The following is a 17,241-nucleotide window of genomic DNA, read 5'->3' on the forward strand; positions in this document are numbered from 1 at the left end:
AAAGACGCATGTTTTTTCGGATTCGAAAGTTATCTCCATGCGTTCCACGCTGCGTCGCCTCATCCCGGATGCCGCACCCGTCAGCAACAGGGAAAGGCTGCGCTCCGCAACCGGCGCCTTTGTCGGCATTCTGCTGACCGGCCTTCTGGGAAGTCTCGCTCTCAGTTTCGATCCCACCCTGCCCGCCATGATCGCGCCGATGGGCGCTTCCGCGGTGCTTTTGTTCGCCGTGCCCTCCAGCCCGCTGGCGCAGCCCTGGTCGATCCTCTGCGGCAACCTCGTTTCGGCCTTCGTGGGCGTGACAGTGGCGCTGCTGGTTCCGGATCTATTCCTTGCCAGCGCGCTCGCCATCAGCCTCGCCATTGCCGCGATGATGGCCTTGCGCTGCCTGCACCCGCCAAGCGGTGCGGTGGCTCTGACCGCCGTTCTCGGCGGCCCTGCCGTCCACAGCCTCGGTTATGGCTTTCTGCTGTGGCCGGTCGCCGGAAATTCGCTGATCCTTCTTGCCCTGGCCCTCGCCTATAACAATGCTACCGGCCGCGCCTACCCACACGGCCTGAAGCTCGGCAAGGCCGCCCATGGCACCACCGATCCGACCCCCATCCAGAAAATCGGCTTTTCCTCCAACGACCTCGACGAGGTGCTGAAGGAATATGACCAGGTCCTGGATATCGACCGCGACGAGCTCGAAACCATTTTACGCAAGACCGAACTGCGCTCCTGGCGTCGCCGTGCGCTGCATCTCGATTGCGCCAGCGTCATGTCGCGCGATGTCGTCGGTGTTGCGCCTGATGACAGTCTGCGCCATGCCCACGCGCTGATGCACAGCCACCATTTCAAGGCATTGCCGGTCACCAACGATAAAGCGGAGATCGTCGGCATCGTCACCCAGACGGATTTTCTGGAAAAGGCGAGCTGGAGAAACGGCCGCCCCTCCATTGGTTTCCTGCAGCGGCTGCGCCTCATCCTCTCCGGCGCAAGCGCCCCCAACGATACCGTCAAGGACATCATGACATCGCCGGTCAGAACCGTACGGCCTGAAACGGCAATCGAGGAGGCCATCATCCGCTTTGCCGAAGAAGGACTGCATTACCTGCCGGTCATCGACGCCAGAGGTAAGATGGTGGGCATCGTGTCGCAATCCGATGTCATGGTCGCGATGCTGGCGGACAAGGTCGCGGCATAGTCTGCCGCGACGCCCCTGGAACCGGCAAAGCCGGATGTTAGCGCCTCGCCTTCAGAAGACGCTGCCATAGCGTGCCGCCGAAGAACCGGCCGAGCACGACAAAATATGCGATGATAAGCGCAAAGGCGATAAAGGCAGGCACACCGTTCAAGGCAAACCCCTGTGGCGTGCGCCCGTCTGCAACCGCCGCCACGAGAAATCCGGCGGCGAAAAACGCCGTCCAGAAATCGAGAAAGAAGGCAAGAACGATGCGCCAGGTTGCCGGCTGTTTCGGTGCGGGCGCATCACTCATACCTGTCTCCCGTTACGCTTTCCCGAATTCGCCAGCCGCTCAGAACGGAATATCGTCATCCATATCGTTGGAGAAGCCGCCGGAAGGCTGGCCGCCGCCACGGGAAGAGCCGCCGCGCGACGAGGACTGCTGGTCGTAACCGCCGCCATAGCTGGAGCCGCCGCCACTGCCATAATCGTTGCCGCCGCCGAAATCGCCGCCGCTGCGGCCACCGCCCTCACCGCGACCATCGAGCATCGTCAGCGTGGAGTTGAAGCCCTGCAGCACGATTTCAGTGGAATAACGGTCGTTGCCGGTCTGGTCCTGCCATTTGCGCGTCTGCAGCTGGCCTTCGATATAGAGCTTGGCGCCCTTCTTGACATATTGCTCGACGACCTTGCACAGGCCTTCGTTGAAGACGACGACGGTGTGCCATTCGGTCTTCTCGCGGCGCTCGCCGCTGTTGCGGTCCCGCCAGGTCTCCGAGGTGGCAATGCGCAGATTGGCGATGGGGCGGCCATCCTGCGTCCGGCGGATTTCGGGATCGGCGCCCACGTTCCCGATCAGAATTACCTTGTTTACGCTACCAGCCATCTCGTCATCCTGTCCGCCGGCCATCATGACCGGCAATTGCATTTCAAAAAATTCGCCACACAATAGCTGCCGCCGCCCGCAAAGGGCACCGCAAGCATGGAACTATCCACAAAGAATAATCTTAAGCTGCGGGAGCAGACATTCGCGCTTGCAATTCGTTCCTTTTTTGTTCTATTAAATCGCAGATTTCGAGTCAAGCATTCCGAAAAGCTGCGACCGATTGGGAATAGACCTCGACACATCCGGCTGCGTCACTACATAAGGACGCGCTGCCATCAAGCCTGTTATTTTTGTCCGAGCCTTGTCATGAGTGAACTGAAGACGATTTCCATCCGTGGCGCCCGCGAGCACAACCTCAAGGGCATCGATCTGGACCTGCCGCGCAACAAGCTGATCGTCATGACCGGCCTTTCCGGTTCGGGCAAGTCCTCGCTTGCCTTCGATACGATCTATGCCGAAGGCCAGCGCCGTTATGTCGAGAGCCTGTCGGCCTATGCGCGCCAGTTCCTGGAAATGATGCAGAAACCGGATGTCGACCAGATCGACGGCCTCTCGCCGGCAATCTCCATCGAGCAGAAGACCACATCGCGCAATCCGCGTTCCACGGTCGGCACGGTCACCGAAATCTACGACTATATGCGCCTGCTGTTCGCGCGTGTCGGCGTCCCCTATTCGCCGGCCACGGGCCTGCCGATCGAAAGCCAGACGGTGAGCCAGATGGTCGACCGCATCCTCGCTTTCGAGGAAGGCACACGTCTTTATATTCTCGCGCCGATGGTGCGCGGCCGCAAAGGCGAATATAAAAAGGAACTCGCCGACCTGATGAAGAAGGGCTTCCAGCGCGTCAAAGTGGATGGCCAGTTCTACGAAATCGCCGACGTGCCCGCCCTCGACAAGAAATACAAGCACGATATCGACGTTGTGGTCGACCGTGCGGTGGTGCGCCCGGATATGGCCGCGCGCCTGGCCGACAGTCTCGAGACCTGCCTCAAGCTCGCCGACGGCCTGGCGGTTGCCGAATTCGCCGACAAGCCCCTGCCGCCGGAAGAAACCGCCGCCGGCGGCTCCGCCAACAAGTCGCTCAACGAGACCCATGAGCGGGTGCTGTTTTCGGAAAAATTCGCCTGCCCCGTTTCCGGTTTCACCATTCCGGAAATCGAGCCGCGGCTGTTCTCCTTCAACAATCCCTTCGGCGCCTGCCCGAGCTGCGATGGCCTCGGCTCGCAGCAGAAAGTGGATGAAAACCTGATCGTGCCGGAGCCCGCCCGTACCCTGCGTGACGGCGCCATCGCTCCCTGGGCCAAATCCTCGTCGCCCTATTACAATCAGACGCTGGAAGCGCTCGGCAAGGCTTTCGGCTTCAAGCTGTCGAGCAAGTGGTCGGATCTTTCGAAAGAGGCGCAGCACGCCATTCTTCAGGGCACGGATGACAAGATCGAATTCAACTATCAGGACGGCGCCCGCTCCTACAAGACGGTGAAGAATTTCGAAGGCATCGTGCCCAATCTGGAGCGTCGCTGGAAAGAGACCGACAGCGCCTGGGCGCGCGAGGAAATCGAACGCTACATGTCGGCGGCCCCCTGCCCGGCCTGCGCCGGTTATCGCCTGAAGCCGGAAGCGCTCGCCGTCAAGATCAACAGGCTGCATATCGGCGAAGTCACCGAAATGTCGATCCGCACCGCGCGCGACTGGTTCGAGGTACTGCCGGAAAGCCTCAACGCCAAGCAGAACGAGATCGCAGTCCGCATCCTCAAGGAAATCCGCGAACGCTTGCGCTTCCTCAACGATGTCGGGCTGGATTATCTCAGCCTGTCGCGCAATTCCGGCACGCTTTCCGGCGGAGAAAGCCAGCGCATCCGGCTGGCCTCGCAGATCGGTTCGGGCCTCACCGGCGTTCTCTATGTTCTCGACGAACCGTCGATCGGCCTGCACCAGCGCGACAATGCCCGCCTGCTGGATACGCTGAAACATCTGCGCGATATCGGCAATACCGTCATCGTGGTCGAACACGACGAGGACGCCATTCTGACGGCGGATTATGTGGTCGATATCGGCCCAGCCGCCGGCATTCATGGCGGTCAGGTGATCGCTGAAGGCTCGCCGCAGGACGTGATGGCCAATCCGAAATCGCTGACCGGCAAATATCTCTCCGGCGAGCTCGGTGTCGCCGTGCCGGCGGAGCGCCGCAAGCCCAAGAAGGGTCGCGAGATCAAGGTTTTTGGCGCACGCGGCAACAACCTGAAGAATGTCACGGCCGCCGTGCCGCTCGGTGTTTTCACTGCCGTAACCGGCGTATCGGGCGGCGGCAAATCCACCTTCCTGATCGAGACGCTCTACAAGTCGGCGGCGCGTCGGGTGATGGGTGCGCGCGAAATCCCGGCCGAACACGACCGCATCGACGGTTTCGAATTCATCGACAAGGTCATCGATATCGACCAGTCGCCGATTGGCCGCACGCCGCGTTCCAACCCGGCCACCTATACCGGCGCCTTCACGCCGATCCGCGACTGGTTCGCCGGCCTGCCGGAAGCGAAGGCGCGCGGTTATGCGCCGGGCCGTTTCTCCTTCAACGTCAAGGGCGGCCGCTGCGAGGCCTGCCAGGGCGACGGGGTCATCAAGATCGAGATGCACTTCCTGCCTGATGTTTACGTCACCTGCGATGTATGTCACGGCAAGCGTTACAATCGCGAGACGCTCGATGTCACCTTCAAGGGCAAGTCCATCGCCGATGTGCTGGATATGACGGTGGAAGAAGGCGTGGAGTTCTTCGCCGCCGTCCCGGCCGTGCGCGACAAGCTGCAATCGCTGTTCGATGTCGGCCTCGGTTACATCAAGGTCGGCCAGCAGGCCAATACGCTCTCCGGCGGCGAAGCGCAGCGCGTCAAGCTCGCCAAGGAACTGTCGAAACGCTCGACGGGCCGCACGCTCTATATTCTCGACGAACCGACGACGGGCCTGCATTTCCACGACGTCAACAAGCTCCTGGAAATGCTGCATGCGCTGGTCGAGCAGGGCAATTCCGTCGTGGTGATCGAGCATAATCTGGAAGTCATCAAAACGGCTGACTGGATCATCGATATCGGGCCTGAAGGCGGCACGGGCGGCGGCGAAGTGGTGGCGACGGGCACACCGGAGGACATCGTGAAGGTCGAGCGTTCCTATACCGGTCACTTCCTGAAGGAGCTTCTGGAGCGCCGGCCGGCCGGAAAACGGGAGGCTGCGGAGTAATCCGCAGCTTTCGTCGCAAGGGTTCGATAGGCCGAAGGCCGGAGGAGGAACAGCATATGTCTACATCAGGCACGATCCGCACCGGTATCGGCGGCTGGACCTTTGAGCCATGGGAAGGCACGTTTTATCCCGAAAAATTGCCGAAGAAGCGCCAGCTGGAGCACGCCAGCCGGCAGCTCACGGCCATCGAGGTGAACGGCACCTATTATAGCAGCCAGAAGCCGGAAACTTTTGCAAAATGGGCTTCCGAAGTGCCCGAGGATTTCATCTTCTCGCTAAAGGCGAGCCGTTTCGTCACCAACCGCAAGGTTCTGGCCGAGGCTGGTGAATCGATGACGAAGTTTCTGACGCAGGGGCTGACGGAACTCGGGTCCCACCTCGGTCCGATCCTCTGGCAATTTGCGCCGACGAAAAAATTCGACGCGGAGGATTTTGGCGCATTTCTGTCCCTATTACCGGAGAAGCAGGACGGCATCCGTCTTCGCCATGTGGTTGAGGTGCGCAACGAGACATTTCAGGTTCCGGAATTCATCGATCTTCTCGCCAGGCACAAGGTCGCCGTCGTCTGCGCCGACCATCATGATTATCCGATGCTGCCTGATGTGACGGCCGATTTCGTCTATTGCCGCCTGCAGAAGGGCGAGGACGATATCAAGACCTGTTACCCGAAAAAAGAGATCGACCACTGGGCCGACCGGGTAAAGACCTATGCAAAGGGCGGCGTGCCGGACGATCTGCCGCTGATAGCGCCGGATCGGAAGGTCGAAAAGACACCACGCGATGTCTTCGCCTTCTTCATCACCGGCGGAAAGGTGAATGCGCCTGTTGGTGCGCAGGAACTGCAAAAGGTGGTCTGAGCGCTTTCAGCCCGCCATTTCTTTCGTCGGGCTGAAATCGATGGCCGCGAAAGCGGCCTCGATAACCTCCGGGCCAGCGCCCGGCCGAGTGGCGTCGCTGGAGAGGATTTGCCGGAAACGGCGCGCGCCGGGCATGCCTTGAAACAGCCCGACCATGTGGCGGGTGACGTGGTTGAGACGTCCGCCCGCGGCGATATAGTCGGCGGCATAGGCGATCATCGTGTCACGCAACGCTATCCAGTCCGGCTGGCGAGCCTCTTCGCCATAGATGCGATGGTCGACATCGGCAAGAATGGACGTGTTGTGATAAGCGGCACGGCCGAGCATCACGCCATCCATATGCTGGAGATGCCCGCTCGCCTGATCGAGATCGGCGATACCGCCATTGATGCCGATAAAGACATCAGGGTTTTCCCGCTTCATGCGATAGACGAGATCGTAATCGAGCGGCGGCACTTCGCGGTTTTCCTTTGGCGAAAGCCCCTGCAACCAGGCTTTTCGCGCATGAACCCAGACCGCGTCCGCGCCCGCCGCAACAACCCGCTTCAGAAAATCCGGCAGAACCGCTTCCGGCTGCTGGTCGTCCACCCCGATCCGGCACTTCACCGTAACCGGCACGCTGGCGACAGCCTTCATTGCGGTGACACATTGCGCCACCACCTCCGGCTCGCGCATCAGGCAGGCGCCGAATGTGCCGGACTGCACCCGATCCGACGGGCAGCCGACATTGAGGTTGATCTCGTCATATCCGTAATCGCCGGCTATCCGCACCGCCTCGGCAAGCTTGGCCGGATCAGACCCGCCAAGCTGCAGCGCGACGGGATGTTCCTCAGGGTGATAACCGAGCAGCCTGTCGCGCTGGCCGTGGATGATGGCATCGGCGACGATCATTTCGGTATAAAGCAGCGCGCGCTTCGACAATTGCCGGTGCAGAAATCTGCAGCGGGTATCGGTCCAGTCGATCATGGGGGCCACGGCGAAGATTTTTTCGCCGCTTGCAAGCGCTTGTCTGTACATGGATTAACCTCTTTGCGCCGGCTTCTACAGCAAAGGACCGTAAAAAGCCAGTTTTGCAGGCACGGACATTTTGAACTGGAAATCGCCCCGGAATCGCGGGACAAGAATTGCACCGAAAAAGACGACAGGAAATCGACATGGCCGCCACCGTCATCCCCGCTCCGAAACCCGTTCTCCTGCCCATTGAAGGCACGGACGATCTGTTCCCCATCCGGCGGGTCTATTGCGTCGGCCGCAATTATGCCGATCACGCCATTGAGATGGGCCACGATCCCTCGCGCGAGCCGCCCTTTTATTTCCAGAAAAACCCGGACAATCTGCTGCCCGCCGGTCAGGATTTCCCCTACCCGCCGCTGTCGTCGAATGTGCACTACGAAGTCGAGTGTGTCGTGGTTCTGAAAAGCGGCGGTGCCGATATCCCGGCTTCCGAGGCGCTGGACCATGTCTGGGGTTACGCCGTCGGCATAGACATGACCCGCCGCGACCTTCAGGACGGCCTGAAGAAGATGGGCCGCTCCTGGGAAGGCGCGAAGGCTTTCGAATATTCCGCACCGGTCTCCCCCATCGTCCCGGCGGACAGGATCGGCCATCCCGCCACAGGTGCGATCTGGCTCGACGTCAATGGCAAACGCAAGCAGACGGGCGATCTTGCCCAGATGATCTGGAAGGTGCCGGAAGTGATTGCCGAGCTTTCCAAGCTGTTCACGCTTGCCGCCGGTGACGTCATCATGACCGGCACACCGGCCGGCGTCGGCCCCATCGTACGTGGCGACCGCATCGAATGCGGCGTCGAGGGTGTCGGCACGCTGGGCGTGACGGTTGCCTGAGGCCGAAGAAAACAAAAGGGAGGAGACCACGATGCCGCTTTACCGCCTCGCCGACCGGGTGCCGCAGACCCCTGCGCCTGATCGCTACTGGGTTGCCCCGGATGCCAATGTCGTCGGCTCGGTGACGCTCGGTGAGGATGTCGGCATCTGGTTCGGCGCAACGCTGCGCGGCGATAACGAGCCGATCAGCATCGGGCGCGGCACCAATATTCAGGAAGGCGTGATGGTGCATAGCGACCCCGGTTTTCCCGCTGTCATCGGCGAAATGTGCACCATCGGCCACCATGCCATCGTGCATGGCTGCACCATTGGCGACAACTCGCTCGTCGGCATGGGCGCGACGATCCTGAATGGCGCGAAGATCGGCCGCAACTGCCTCGTCGGCGCCAATGCGCTGGTGACGGAGGGCAAGGAATTTCCGGACAATTCCCTGATTGTCGGCTCGCCGGCGCGCGCCATCCGCACGCTGGATGACAAAGCCGTCGCGGGGCTCCGCCGCTCGGCGGAAAAATACATCGAAAACTGGAAGCGTTTTTCGAAAGATCTGGCGATCGTCGAAGGTTAGGAAACAGCGGGCATCCACGCCCGCCCTGCCGTGAGACTAAGCCGAGCAGGCGGCGCAGAGGCCGCGAATTTCAATCGTGGTCTTTTCCGCCTTGAACTTGCTGTCCTTCACCCAGCGCTCCAGGCGGTGGTCGATTTCATGATCGTGGAATTCCGTCACTTGCCCGCAGGATTCGCAGATGGCGAAAGCCACCGTGCCATGGTGGTGCGAGCAGCACTCAGCCTGCGTATGGGTGCAGGCGACAAAGGCGTTGAGGCTCTCAAGCCGGTGTACGAGACCAAACTCCACCAGCTTTTCCAGCGCCCGGTAAACCTGCAGCGGCGCACGAAAACCCTCATCCCGCAGCTTGTCGAGGATCATATAGGCGCTGAGCGGCTGATGCGCGTTTGAGAGGGCATTCATGACCAGCGACTGGTTCTTGGTGAGGTTCTGCTGGGTCTGCGCATTCATGATTTGCCTCCTTCATTCGCGGCGCGGGAAAAACCCGGCGCCGGCAACAGGCTTATAACGAAGAGGATCACCGCGGCAACCACGATGGATGGGCCGGACGGTGTATCGTAACTGAGCGAGCCGAACAGGCCGCCGACAACGGCGACTGCGCCGATCAGCGAAGCCACCACCGCCATCACCTCCGGCGTCGCGGAAAAACGTCTGGCAGTCGCCGCCGGTATGATGAGCAGCGATGTGATGAGCATGATGCCGACCACCTTCATGGCAATGGCGATCACCAGCGCCATCAACAGCGTGAAGATCAGTTTTGCACGCTCCGGGTTCAGCCCCTCGGCCTCGGCCAGCTCCGTATTGACGGTGGAGGCAAGCAGCGACCGCCACAGGAACACCATGGAGACGATGACCACCAGCCCGCCGCCCCAGATCAGGGCGATATCGCTGCGGGTAACGGCGAGAATATCGCCGAACAGGAACGAGACGAGATCGATGCGCACCCAGCTCATGAAAGCGACGATGACGAGACCGATCGCCAGCGCCGAATGGGACAAGATACCAAGCAGCGCATCGGCGGATAGCGCCTGCCGCCGTTGCAAAAAGAGCAGCAGGATCGACACCGCTGATGCCACCAGAAAGACGCTGACGATGAGGTTGAGCTGCAACAGCAGCGACAGCGCGACGCCGAGCAGCGCCGAATGGGCCATCGTATCGCCGAAATAGGCCATGCGACGCCAGACGACGAAACAGCCGAGAGGACCGGCAGTGAGCGCAACGCCTATACCGGCGACCATGGCGCGAACGAAGAAATCGTCAAACATGGCGCTCTCCCTGTCCGTGGCTGGACGGCGTATGGCCCTCATGCTCATTCTCATGGCCGCAGCCGCATTCGTCATGGCTGTCGTGATGGTGGCCGTAGTCATGCATATGGTGGTGCCCATCCTCCGGGTGGCAATGATCGGTCACCGAACCATCCGCATGCTGCACCCGGCCATCAGGCAGATGCGTATGATCGTGATGGTGGCTATAGACCGCGAGCGCCTTGGCCGCGGCGCCGCCGAACAGCCGCATATATTCCGGGCTCTGGCTAACCGCCTGCGGCGTGCCCCGGCAGCAGACATGGCCGTTCAGGCATATCACGGTGTCGGTTTCAGCCATTACCACATGCAGGTCATGTGAGATTAACAAAATTCCGCAATTATTTGAATTTCTGATATTTTTTATCAAATCATAGAGCGCAATCTCGCCGGAGAAATCGACCCCCTGCACGGGCTCGTCAAGAACCAGCAGATCGGGCTTGCGGGCGATGGCGCGGGCCAGAAGTGCGCGCTGGAACTCACCACCGGAAAGGTGCTGCACTTCCGCATTGGCGAGATGCGCAATGCCCGTCGCATTCAGCGCCGCATCGATTTCGCGGGCTGGCAGCGGGCCGGTCAGTGTCATCAGCCGCCGCACCGAAAGCGGCATGGTCCAGTCCACGGCAAGCTTCTGCGGCACATAACCGACCTTCAGACCGGCAATGCGCGAAACCTCGCCCTCGGTCGGCTTCACCACGCCGATTGCCATTTTCGCGCTGGTGGATTTGCCGGAACCGTTCGGCCCGATCAGCGTGACGATCTCGCCTTTGCTGACGGAAAACTCAACGCCGCGCACCAGCCAGCGGCCGTTGCGCTGGACGCCGGCATTGGCAAGGGAAACCAGTATCTCTTTGCCCCGATGGGCGGAATGAAGCATGGGATTGTCCGTTCGGCGATGTTGCTTACCGCTATTGCATACGTTATAGAGTTACGCAATAAATGTAATAACATAACTATACTTCTTCAAGTGGAGTGCATTTCATGAAATCGTTCCTGATCCCGCTCATGGCATCGGTGGCAATAGCGGCCGCCGCTTCCGGCGCCACCGCCGCGCCCGATGTCGTGGTCTCGATCAAGCCCGTCCATTCCCTCGTCGCCGCCATCATGCGGGGCGTCGGCGAACCACAGCTCATCGTCGACGGCGCGGCTTCGCCGCACACCTATAATCTCAGACCGTCCAATGCCCGCAAGCTGGAAAAGGCCGATGTGGTCTTCTGGGTTGGGCCGGGACTGGAAGCATTCCTGGAAAAGCCGCTCGAAGCGCTTGCCAGCAAGGCAACCGTGGTGGAACTGGAAGACGCAAAGGGTCTGGAAAAGCTGCCCTTCCGTGAAGGCGGCCCCTTTGAAGCACACGACCATGGCGATGAAGGCCACGAGGCGCATGACGGCCACGCTGAAGAGGAAGGCGCGCACGATCATGGACACGACCATGCGGAGGGTCACGAGGACCATGACCATGGCGCATACGACACCCATCTCTGGCTCGATCCCGCCAATGCCAAGGCCATGGCGCAGACGATAGAAACCGCGCTGATCGCCGCCGATGCCGGCAATGCCGCGACCTATCAGGCCAATACCAAAAAACTGATCGACGACCTCGATGCGCTCGATGCCGAACTCAGGGAAACGGTCAAGCCGGTGAAGGACAAGCCATTCATCGTCTTCCACGATGCCTATCAATATTTCGAGCATCGTTACGGCGTGAAGACGGCGGGGTCGATCACCGTCAGCCCCGAAACCCTGCCGGGGGCGGACCGCGTCAAACAGATGCAGGAAAAGGTTCGCCAGCTTGGCGCAACCTGCGTTTTCGCTGAACCGCAATTCGAGCCGAAGCTGATTTCAGTCATAACCGAAGGCACTGCCGCGAAATCGGCGACGCTCGATCCGGAGGCAGCGACACTGGAACCCGGCCCGGACCTCTATTTCAAGCTGATGCGCGGCATTGCAGGCTCGCTGAAGGATTGCCTGTCCTGATGCGCATTGCCGCCCCTAACGCCACGTCTCCGTCATTCCGGCTTTGAATCGGAGTGCGGGCCGAAGCGTAAACGATCGGAAGAATAAATATTTAAAAACAGTTACTTGCGCTTAAAATATAAAGTACCGCATAAGGAAACGAGGTGCGACAATCGCTGGGTAGAGACGCCGCGCCATCAATCGCAAAGCGGCTCGTTACGGCTTCGGCGCCATCGAAGACCAGACAGGACTGCTGATACTCTGCAAGGTTTCCGGCGGCGCGCCGTTGATGCGCGCCAGAAGGGCCTTCGCAAGCTCCCTGCCCGCCAGCTTGATATCCTCATTGACGGTGTGGATCTGCGGTTTGATCCAGTTCAGGAACTCGGCGGACTGCTTCGAGACGATATCGATATCTTCGCCGATTTTTACACCTGCCGCTTCGAAACCAGCCACCAGCGCAATGGTGCTGCTGCCGCTGATCGAAACAATGCCGTCGGGACGGTCATCGGATTGCATCAGCCGCTGGCCGAAATCGCGGATTTTTTCGAGCGGCGTTTCGATTGTGATGGCATCCAGCGGAAATTCGCTAAGGCCGAAATCCCTGATCGCCCTCATAAACCCCTTGCGGGCGTGATCGTGGAACGAAAACCGCGATGGCGGCACGACGACGGCGATCCTTTTGCGCCCGCATTGCGCCAGCCGCTCGACCGCCTCATAGGCATAGGCCTCATTGTCGAAATCATGAAAGGCATGGTCGATGCCCATATCGGACCGCCCATGAGTGACGAAGGGCATGTTGCGCTCGGTCATGAAACGAACGCGCGGATCGTTGGGCTCGATCTTCGAAATAATGACCCCATCCGCCGAACCGGTATCGAGAATATAGCGGATCGGCACCATGGAATCCTTGGCATGGATGTGGGGCGTCACGACCAGATGATATTGTGTTGTGGAAAGAACCTCGGTGATGCCGAAGACCATCTGGCTGGTGAAACCCATCAGTTCTTCATCGACGCTCAGCACAAGGGCAATCACATTGGTCTTGCCGGTGCGAAGGCGCACCCCGGCGCGGTTTGGCTGGTAACCGATCTGCCGGGCGATCAGCCGCACGCGTTCCTTGGTTTCAGCGCCGATATCGGGCGCATCCTTCAGTGCGCGCGAGACGGTGGTGATGCCGAGACCCGTCATATAGGCGATTGTCTTCAAGGTCGGACGCTCGCCCGTGGTCGCGGGTATGTCGTCCCTGCCGGATTTGCCAGTATCGTTCATGTCATTTCGCCACGCTTTACCGAACGGTAATCATAGATAGCTTTTGCTCCGTTGCAAAGGCAAAGGTCTGCGGTCAAAGGCCGGTCTTGTCCGGCTATCGGCTAATTCAGCTAAAACGATATAGGTCCGCAAAATATTTCCCGACTGCGATCCTTTTCTTAAGGGGCCAAAAGTCCGGATATCATTGAATGAATTTCCTCATTATATAGATTAAAAAATATACATAACACGCTAATATAAAATGATAAAAATAGATAATTTTTGGACGATGCAACCGCATTGTCAACACTCGGCGTTCCCTGGCATTTTTCATGTTACCGATTGTCACTAAAGGAATGACGGAACGATTGTTTTACGGTAACGTTGCCGAAGGGAGGAAATAGCAAAGCCGGATAAATGTGAGGCAGCCGCTTTGCGAGCGTCCATTCCCCCAGATTCTGACACAAGCTTGCACCATGATGCAGGCCAATCTTCTTCGAATTCATATTATGCAGGGTCCGATTATGATTTCTTCTTCCTCGCCCGAAACCGTCATCGATCTGGCCGGGTCATGGCGCCTGACCTCGGTGGAAGGAGACCACGCCACCCAGCTTTCCGTACCGGGCGATATTCACACCGCGCTCAAAAATGCGGGCATCATTCCAGATCCCTATCACGGCGCCAATGAGAAGGCAGTACAATGGGTCGCGCAGCAGGACTGGATCCTTGAGCGAACCTTCATTCTCGATGAGGCTGATGCCAGCTGGTATCTCGATATCGATTACCTCGACACCGTCGCCATCGTCTTCGTCAACGACATTCCTGTCCTGAGCGCCGACAATTGTTTCCGCCGTTACCGCCCGGATGTTTCGCGCGCTGTGCGGCCGGGTGAAAACACCATCCGCATCCATTTCCATTCCAACATCGCCGCCGGCGCGGAACGGCAGGCGCGGCAGCCTTTTTATATTCCCTATCACCCCGGCAATTCGCCGATTGCCAATGGCAACATGCTGCGCAAGCCGCAATGCCATTTCGGCTGGGACTGGAATATCGCGATTGCCCCGCTCGGCCTTTACGGCAAAATCCTGCTGAAGCGCCTCGATACAGCCCGCATCGAACATGTCGTCACCTCGCAGCACCATGTCGAAGGCGGCGTGGAACTGCATGTCGCCGTCACGCTGTTTGCCGAAGGTCCGGCGAGCCTGCCGGTCTATCTGTCGCTGAATGACGAAAGGCTCAGGCTCGATTGCGGCGTGGGCGCCGGCGAAACGGTGGTGCGTCACGTCTTCTTCGTAGAAAATCCGGAACTCTGGTGGCCAGCCGGCAGTGGCGAACAGACGCTCTACGAGCTGACGGTGGAATTGCCCGATGAGACCGTGACCCGGCAGATCGGCTTCAGGACCATCGAGCTTCTTACGGACAAGGACGAGGCAGGCAGCCGCTTTGCCTTCCGCATCAACGGCCGGGAAATCTTCTGCCGCGGTGCCAACTGGATCCCCGCCGATGCGCTTTATTCGCTGACCAGCCGGGAAAAGACCGAAGACCTTCTCTGCTCCGCGGTCGAGGCCAACATGAACATGATCCGCGTCTGGGGCGGCGGCTTCTATGAGGAAGACTGGTTCTACGATCTCTGCGACCGTCTCGGCCTGCTGGTCTGGCAGGATTTCATGTTCGCCTGCAACCTCTACCCCTGCAGCGAGGATTTCCTCGACAATGTCGAACACGAGGTCGAGTATCAGGTCAAACGCCTCTCCTCACATCCCTCCATCGCGCTCTGGTGCGGTGATAATGAATTGGTGGGTGCGCTGACATGGTTCGATGAATCCCGCAACAATCGCGACCGTTATCTCGTGGCCTATGACCGCCTGAACCGCACCATCGAACGGGCCCTGAAAAAAGCCGCTCCCGAAGCGAACTGGTGGCCATCGAGCCCTGCCTCCGGTTATCTCGATTATGGCGATGCCTGGCATGCTGATGGTTCCGGCGACATGCATTATTGGTCCGTCTGGCACGAGAACAAATCGTTCGACAATTATCGTTCGGTGAAACCGCGCTTCTGCTCCGAATTCGGTTTCCAGTCCTATACATCCATGCCCGTCATCCGCAGCTATGCGGAAGACCGGGACATGAACATCGCCTCCCCCGTCATCGAACTGCACCAGAAGAATGTCGGCGGCAATGAGCGGATTGCGGGCACCATGTTCCGCTATTTCCGCTTCCCGAAGGATTTCGAGAATTTCGTTTATCTCAGTCAGGTCCAGCAGGCGCTGGCGATCCGCACGGCTGTCGATTACTGGCGCTCGCTCAAGCCCCATTGCATGGGCACGCTTTATTGGCAGCTGAACGACACCTGGCCGGTCGCCTCATGGTCGAGCCTTGATTATGGCGGAGGCTGGAAAGCGCTGCATTATGCCGCCCGCCGTTTCTTCCAGCCGGTTACAGTCTCGGCCATCCCTTCAGAAGATGGAGGCCGGGTGACCTTCTCCATGGTCAACGACACGGCGGAGGATGTGGAAATCGACATGAACATCGTCGCCCTGACCATGGACGGCAACCGCGTGCCACTGAAATCCGCCAACGGCACCTGCGCGACCGACAGGGCCGCCATGCTGACCGATATCGACATGGACAGCCTGCCTGATGGCGCCATCCTCGCCTGGAATTTCATCGCCTCGAACGGCATGACCGGCGAAGGCCATCATGTACGCGATAGCTACAAGGCGCTGGAGCTTCAGCCAGCAGGTCTGACATTCACCACCAGCACACTGAAAAACGGCCAGTTCGAAATCGATGTCACCGCCACCGGTCTCGCCCTCTTTGTCATGCTGGAGGCAGATCAGCCCGGACGTTATTCCGACAATCTCTTCGATCTTGCCGCCGGCGAAACGCGCCGTATCATCTTCACCCCGAAAGCGGACGGCCCTCAGCCGCATTTCCGCATCTTCGATCTTCATACCTGCCAATCCTCGCCCAATCCCGGCATTGAAAGCATGCGGAGAAAGGCATAACCATCCCTCACGGGAATGACAGGTGAACCCACGCCTGTCTTCATCAGTTCAAAAGGCTGCCGGGTTCTCCGGCAGCCAGTCATCAGCAAGCGGAGGAAGACCCATGGTTTGGCAACCGGCCGAAAACCGATATGCATCCATGAAATATAATCATTGCGGCAAGACCGGCCTGAAGCTGCCGGCGATTTCGCTCGGCCTATGGCACAATTTCGGCAACGACACGCCGCACCAGACCAAACAGGCCATTTGCCGCCGCGCTTTCGATCTCGGCATCACCCATTTCGATCTCGCGAACAATTACGGTCCGCCGCCCGGCAGCGCCGAAACCGCCTTCGGAGAAATTCTGAAGACAGATTTCAGGGGTTATCGCGACGAGATGATCATCTCTTCCAAGGCAGGTTACAACATGTGGCCCGGTCCTTACGGTGAATGGGGCAGCCGTAAATATCTGATAGCTTCCTGCGACCAGAGCCTGAAGCGCATGGGGCTGGACTACGTCGATATCTTCTACTCCCACCGTTTCGACCCCAACACGCCGCTTGAGGAGACCTGCGGCGCGCTGGACCAGATCGTGCGCTCGGGCAAGGCGCTTTATGTCGGCATTTCGTCCTACAATTCGAAGCGCACCCGCGAGGCCGCCGCGATCCTGAAGGACCTCGGCACGCCATGCATCATCCATCAGCCGAGCTATTCGATGATCAACCGCTGGATCGAGGAAGACGGTCTCGTCGACACTCTAGAAGAACTGGGTATCGGCTCCATCGTCTTCTCGCCGCTGGCGCAGGGCATGCTGACGACGAAATATCTCGGCGGCGTGCCGGATGGCAGCCGTGCATCGCAGAGTAAGTCTCTCAACCCGGCCTTCCTCAACGAGCGCAATGTCGAGAACATCCGTGCGCTGAACAGCATTGCCGAGCGGCGTGGCCAGACGCTGGCGCAGATGGCGATAGCCTGGGTTCTGCGCGGCGGCCGCATCACCTCGGCGCTGATTGGCGCAAGCCGTGTCGAACAGGTCGAGGATTGCGTGAAGGCGCTCGACAAGCAGGATTTCACGGCAGAAGAGCTTGCCGAAATCGATCGTTACGCCAAGGAAGCGGATATCAACCTCTGGGCAAAATCCGCCGAACGCGTCTGACTGAGGAGAGACCGCCCGGTTCTGCCGGGCGGTCTGCACATTGCAAAAGCC

The 17,241-nt window shown here is 59.5% G+C and carries 15 protein-coding genes; 8 read left to right on the top strand and 7 right to left on the bottom strand.

Features of this window, described 5'->3' with window-relative positions:
- The first annotated feature begins 37 nt into the window (after window positions 1–37).
- The gene (locus RAC79_RS18445; RefSeq protein WP_003525060.1) at window positions 38–1,186 is read left to right on the top strand and encodes an HPP family protein; all 1,149 of its coding nucleotides are present in this window, start codon (window positions 38–40) and stop codon (window positions 1,184–1,186) included.
- A gap of 37 nt (window positions 1,187–1,223) precedes the next feature.
- On the opposite strand, the gene RAC79_RS18450 is transcribed toward RAC79_RS18445, so the two are convergent.
- Window positions 1,224–1,478, bottom strand: coding sequence for a hypothetical protein (locus tag RAC79_RS18450; protein ID WP_142845504.1), 255 nt, complete (start codon window positions 1,476–1,478; stop codon window positions 1,224–1,226).
- 39 nt (window positions 1,479–1,517) lie between these two features.
- Complete coding sequence (locus RAC79_RS18455) at window positions 1,518–2,093, bottom strand: single-stranded DNA-binding protein (RefSeq protein WP_065655441.1); 576 nt, start codon at window positions 2,091–2,093, stop codon at window positions 1,518–1,520.
- Window positions 2,094–2,357: 264 nt separating this feature from the next.
- Here RAC79_RS18455 and uvrA point away from each other — a divergent pair, with 264 nt between their 5' ends.
- Both uvrA and RAC79_RS18465 read left to right on the top strand, forming a co-directional pair.
- Complete coding sequence (gene uvrA, locus RAC79_RS18460; protein ID WP_142845505.1) at window positions 2,358–5,279, top strand: excinuclease ABC subunit UvrA; 2,922 nt, start codon at window positions 2,358–2,360, stop codon at window positions 5,277–5,279.
- A 56-nt stretch (window positions 5,280–5,335) separates the two neighbouring features.
- A complete protein-coding gene (locus RAC79_RS18465; protein WP_374997431.1) occupies window positions 5,336–6,136 on the top strand; it encodes a DUF72 domain-containing protein in 801 nt (266 codons plus the stop codon).
- 6 nt (window positions 6,137–6,142) lie between these two features.
- Here RAC79_RS18465 and dusA read toward each other — a convergent pair whose 3' ends face one another.
- Complete coding sequence (gene dusA, locus RAC79_RS18470; RefSeq protein ID WP_174039151.1) at window positions 6,143–7,153, bottom strand: tRNA dihydrouridine(20/20a) synthase DusA; 1,011 nt, start codon at window positions 7,151–7,153, stop codon at window positions 6,143–6,145.
- A gap of 137 nt (window positions 7,154–7,290) precedes the next feature.
- Here dusA and RAC79_RS18475 point away from each other — a divergent pair, with 137 nt between their 5' ends.
- Complete coding sequence (locus RAC79_RS18475) at window positions 7,291–7,980, top strand: fumarylacetoacetate hydrolase family protein (protein WP_374997432.1); 690 nt, start codon at window positions 7,291–7,293, stop codon at window positions 7,978–7,980.
- Window positions 7,981–8,011: 31 nt separating this feature from the next.
- Complete coding sequence (locus RAC79_RS18480) at window positions 8,012–8,545, top strand: gamma carbonic anhydrase family protein (protein ID WP_174039153.1); 534 nt, start codon at window positions 8,012–8,014, stop codon at window positions 8,543–8,545.
- A gap of 36 nt (window positions 8,546–8,581) precedes the next feature.
- Here RAC79_RS18480 and zur read toward each other — a convergent pair whose 3' ends face one another.
- The 3 genes from zur to znuC are packed head-to-tail and all read right to left on the bottom strand — an operon-like array spanning window position 8,582 to window position 10,723.
- Complete coding sequence (zur, locus tag RAC79_RS18485; RefSeq protein ID WP_020809932.1) at window positions 8,582–8,995, bottom strand: zinc uptake transcriptional repressor Zur; 414 nt, start codon at window positions 8,993–8,995, stop codon at window positions 8,582–8,584.
- Window positions 8,992–9,810, bottom strand: coding sequence for a zinc ABC transporter permease subunit ZnuB (gene znuB / locus RAC79_RS18490; protein ID WP_174039154.1), 819 nt, complete (start codon window positions 9,808–9,810; stop codon window positions 8,992–8,994). Before znuB ends, zur begins: the two co-directional genes overlap by 4 nt.
- Window positions 9,803–10,723, bottom strand: coding sequence for a zinc ABC transporter ATP-binding protein ZnuC (znuC, locus tag RAC79_RS18495; RefSeq protein ID WP_174039155.1), 921 nt, complete (start codon window positions 10,721–10,723; stop codon window positions 9,803–9,805). Before znuC ends, znuB begins: the two co-directional genes overlap by 8 nt.
- Before the next feature lie 104 nt (window positions 10,724–10,827).
- Here znuC and znuA point away from each other — a divergent pair, with 104 nt between their 5' ends.
- Window positions 10,828–11,820: a zinc ABC transporter substrate-binding protein ZnuA gene (gene znuA, locus RAC79_RS18500; RefSeq protein ID WP_078053000.1), complete on the top strand. Its 993-nt coding sequence runs from the start codon at window positions 10,828–10,830 to the stop codon at window positions 11,818–11,820.
- A 195-nt stretch (window positions 11,821–12,015) separates the two neighbouring features.
- Here the strand turns inward: znuA and RAC79_RS18505 are convergent, their stop codons facing one another.
- Window positions 12,016–13,068 (bottom strand): LacI family transcriptional regulator, encoded by a 1,053-nt coding sequence (locus tag RAC79_RS18505; RefSeq protein ID WP_161987931.1) that lies wholly within the window; start codon window positions 13,066–13,068, stop codon window positions 12,016–12,018.
- Between the two features lie 488 nt (window positions 13,069–13,556).
- Between RAC79_RS18505 and RAC79_RS18510 the strand changes: the two genes are divergently transcribed.
- Both RAC79_RS18510 and mgrA read left to right on the top strand, forming a co-directional pair.
- Entirely contained in the window at window positions 13,557–16,055 is a 2,499-nt protein-coding gene (locus RAC79_RS18510; protein WP_174039156.1) for a glycoside hydrolase family 2 protein, read from the top strand.
- 103 nt (window positions 16,056–16,158) lie between these two features.
- The gene (gene mgrA / locus RAC79_RS18515; protein ID WP_174039157.1) at window positions 16,159–17,190 is read left to right on the top strand and encodes an L-glyceraldehyde 3-phosphate reductase; all 1,032 of its coding nucleotides are present in this window, start codon (window positions 16,159–16,161) and stop codon (window positions 17,188–17,190) included.
- Window positions 17,191–17,241 lie beyond the last annotated feature (51 nt).

Origin of the sequence: Agrobacterium sp. LR_9 (assembly GCF_041954855.1) — a bacterium.
GTDB lineage: Bacteria > Pseudomonadota > Alphaproteobacteria > Rhizobiales > Rhizobiaceae > Agrobacterium > Agrobacterium leguminum.

Coding starts and splice junctions, on each gene's coding strand:
- mgrA (WP_174039157.1), top strand. CDS start 16,159: ATGGTTTGGCAACCGGCCGAAAACCGATATGCATCCATGAAATATAAT.
- znuC (WP_174039155.1), bottom strand. CDS start 10,723: ATGCTTCATTCCGCCCATCGGGGCAAAGAGATACTGGTTTCCCTTGCC.
- RAC79_RS18445 (WP_003525060.1), top strand. CDS start 38: ATGCGTTCCACGCTGCGTCGCCTCATCCCGGATGCCGCACCCGTCAGC.
- znuA (WP_078053000.1), top strand. CDS start 10,828: ATGAAATCGTTCCTGATCCCGCTCATGGCATCGGTGGCAATAGCGGCC.
- uvrA (WP_142845505.1), top strand. CDS start 2,358: ATGAGTGAACTGAAGACGATTTCCATCCGTGGCGCCCGCGAGCACAAC.
- RAC79_RS18475 (WP_374997432.1), top strand. CDS start 7,291: ATGGCCGCCACCGTCATCCCCGCTCCGAAACCCGTTCTCCTGCCCATT.
- RAC79_RS18450 (WP_142845504.1), bottom strand. CDS start 1,478: ATGAGTGATGCGCCCGCACCGAAACAGCCGGCAACCTGGCGCATCGTT.
- RAC79_RS18455 (WP_065655441.1), bottom strand. CDS start 2,093: ATGCAATTGCCGGTCATGATGGCCGGCGGACAGGATGACGAGATGGCT.
- RAC79_RS18510 (WP_174039156.1), top strand. CDS start 13,557: ATGCAGGGTCCGATTATGATTTCTTCTTCCTCGCCCGAAACCGTCATC.
- RAC79_RS18465 (WP_374997431.1), top strand. CDS start 5,336: ATGTCTACATCAGGCACGATCCGCACCGGTATCGGCGGCTGGACCTTT.
- RAC79_RS18480 (WP_174039153.1), top strand. CDS start 8,012: ATGCCGCTTTACCGCCTCGCCGACCGGGTGCCGCAGACCCCTGCGCCT.
- znuB (WP_174039154.1), bottom strand. CDS start 9,810: ATGTTTGACGATTTCTTCGTTCGCGCCATGGTCGCCGGTATAGGCGTT.
- RAC79_RS18505 (WP_161987931.1), bottom strand. CDS start 13,068: ATGAACGATACTGGCAAATCCGGCAGGGACGACATACCCGCGACCACG.
- dusA (WP_174039151.1), bottom strand. CDS start 7,153: ATGTACAGACAAGCGCTTGCAAGCGGCGAAAAAATCTTCGCCGTGGCC.
- zur (WP_020809932.1), bottom strand. CDS start 8,995: ATGAATGCGCAGACCCAGCAGAACCTCACCAAGAACCAGTCGCTGGTC.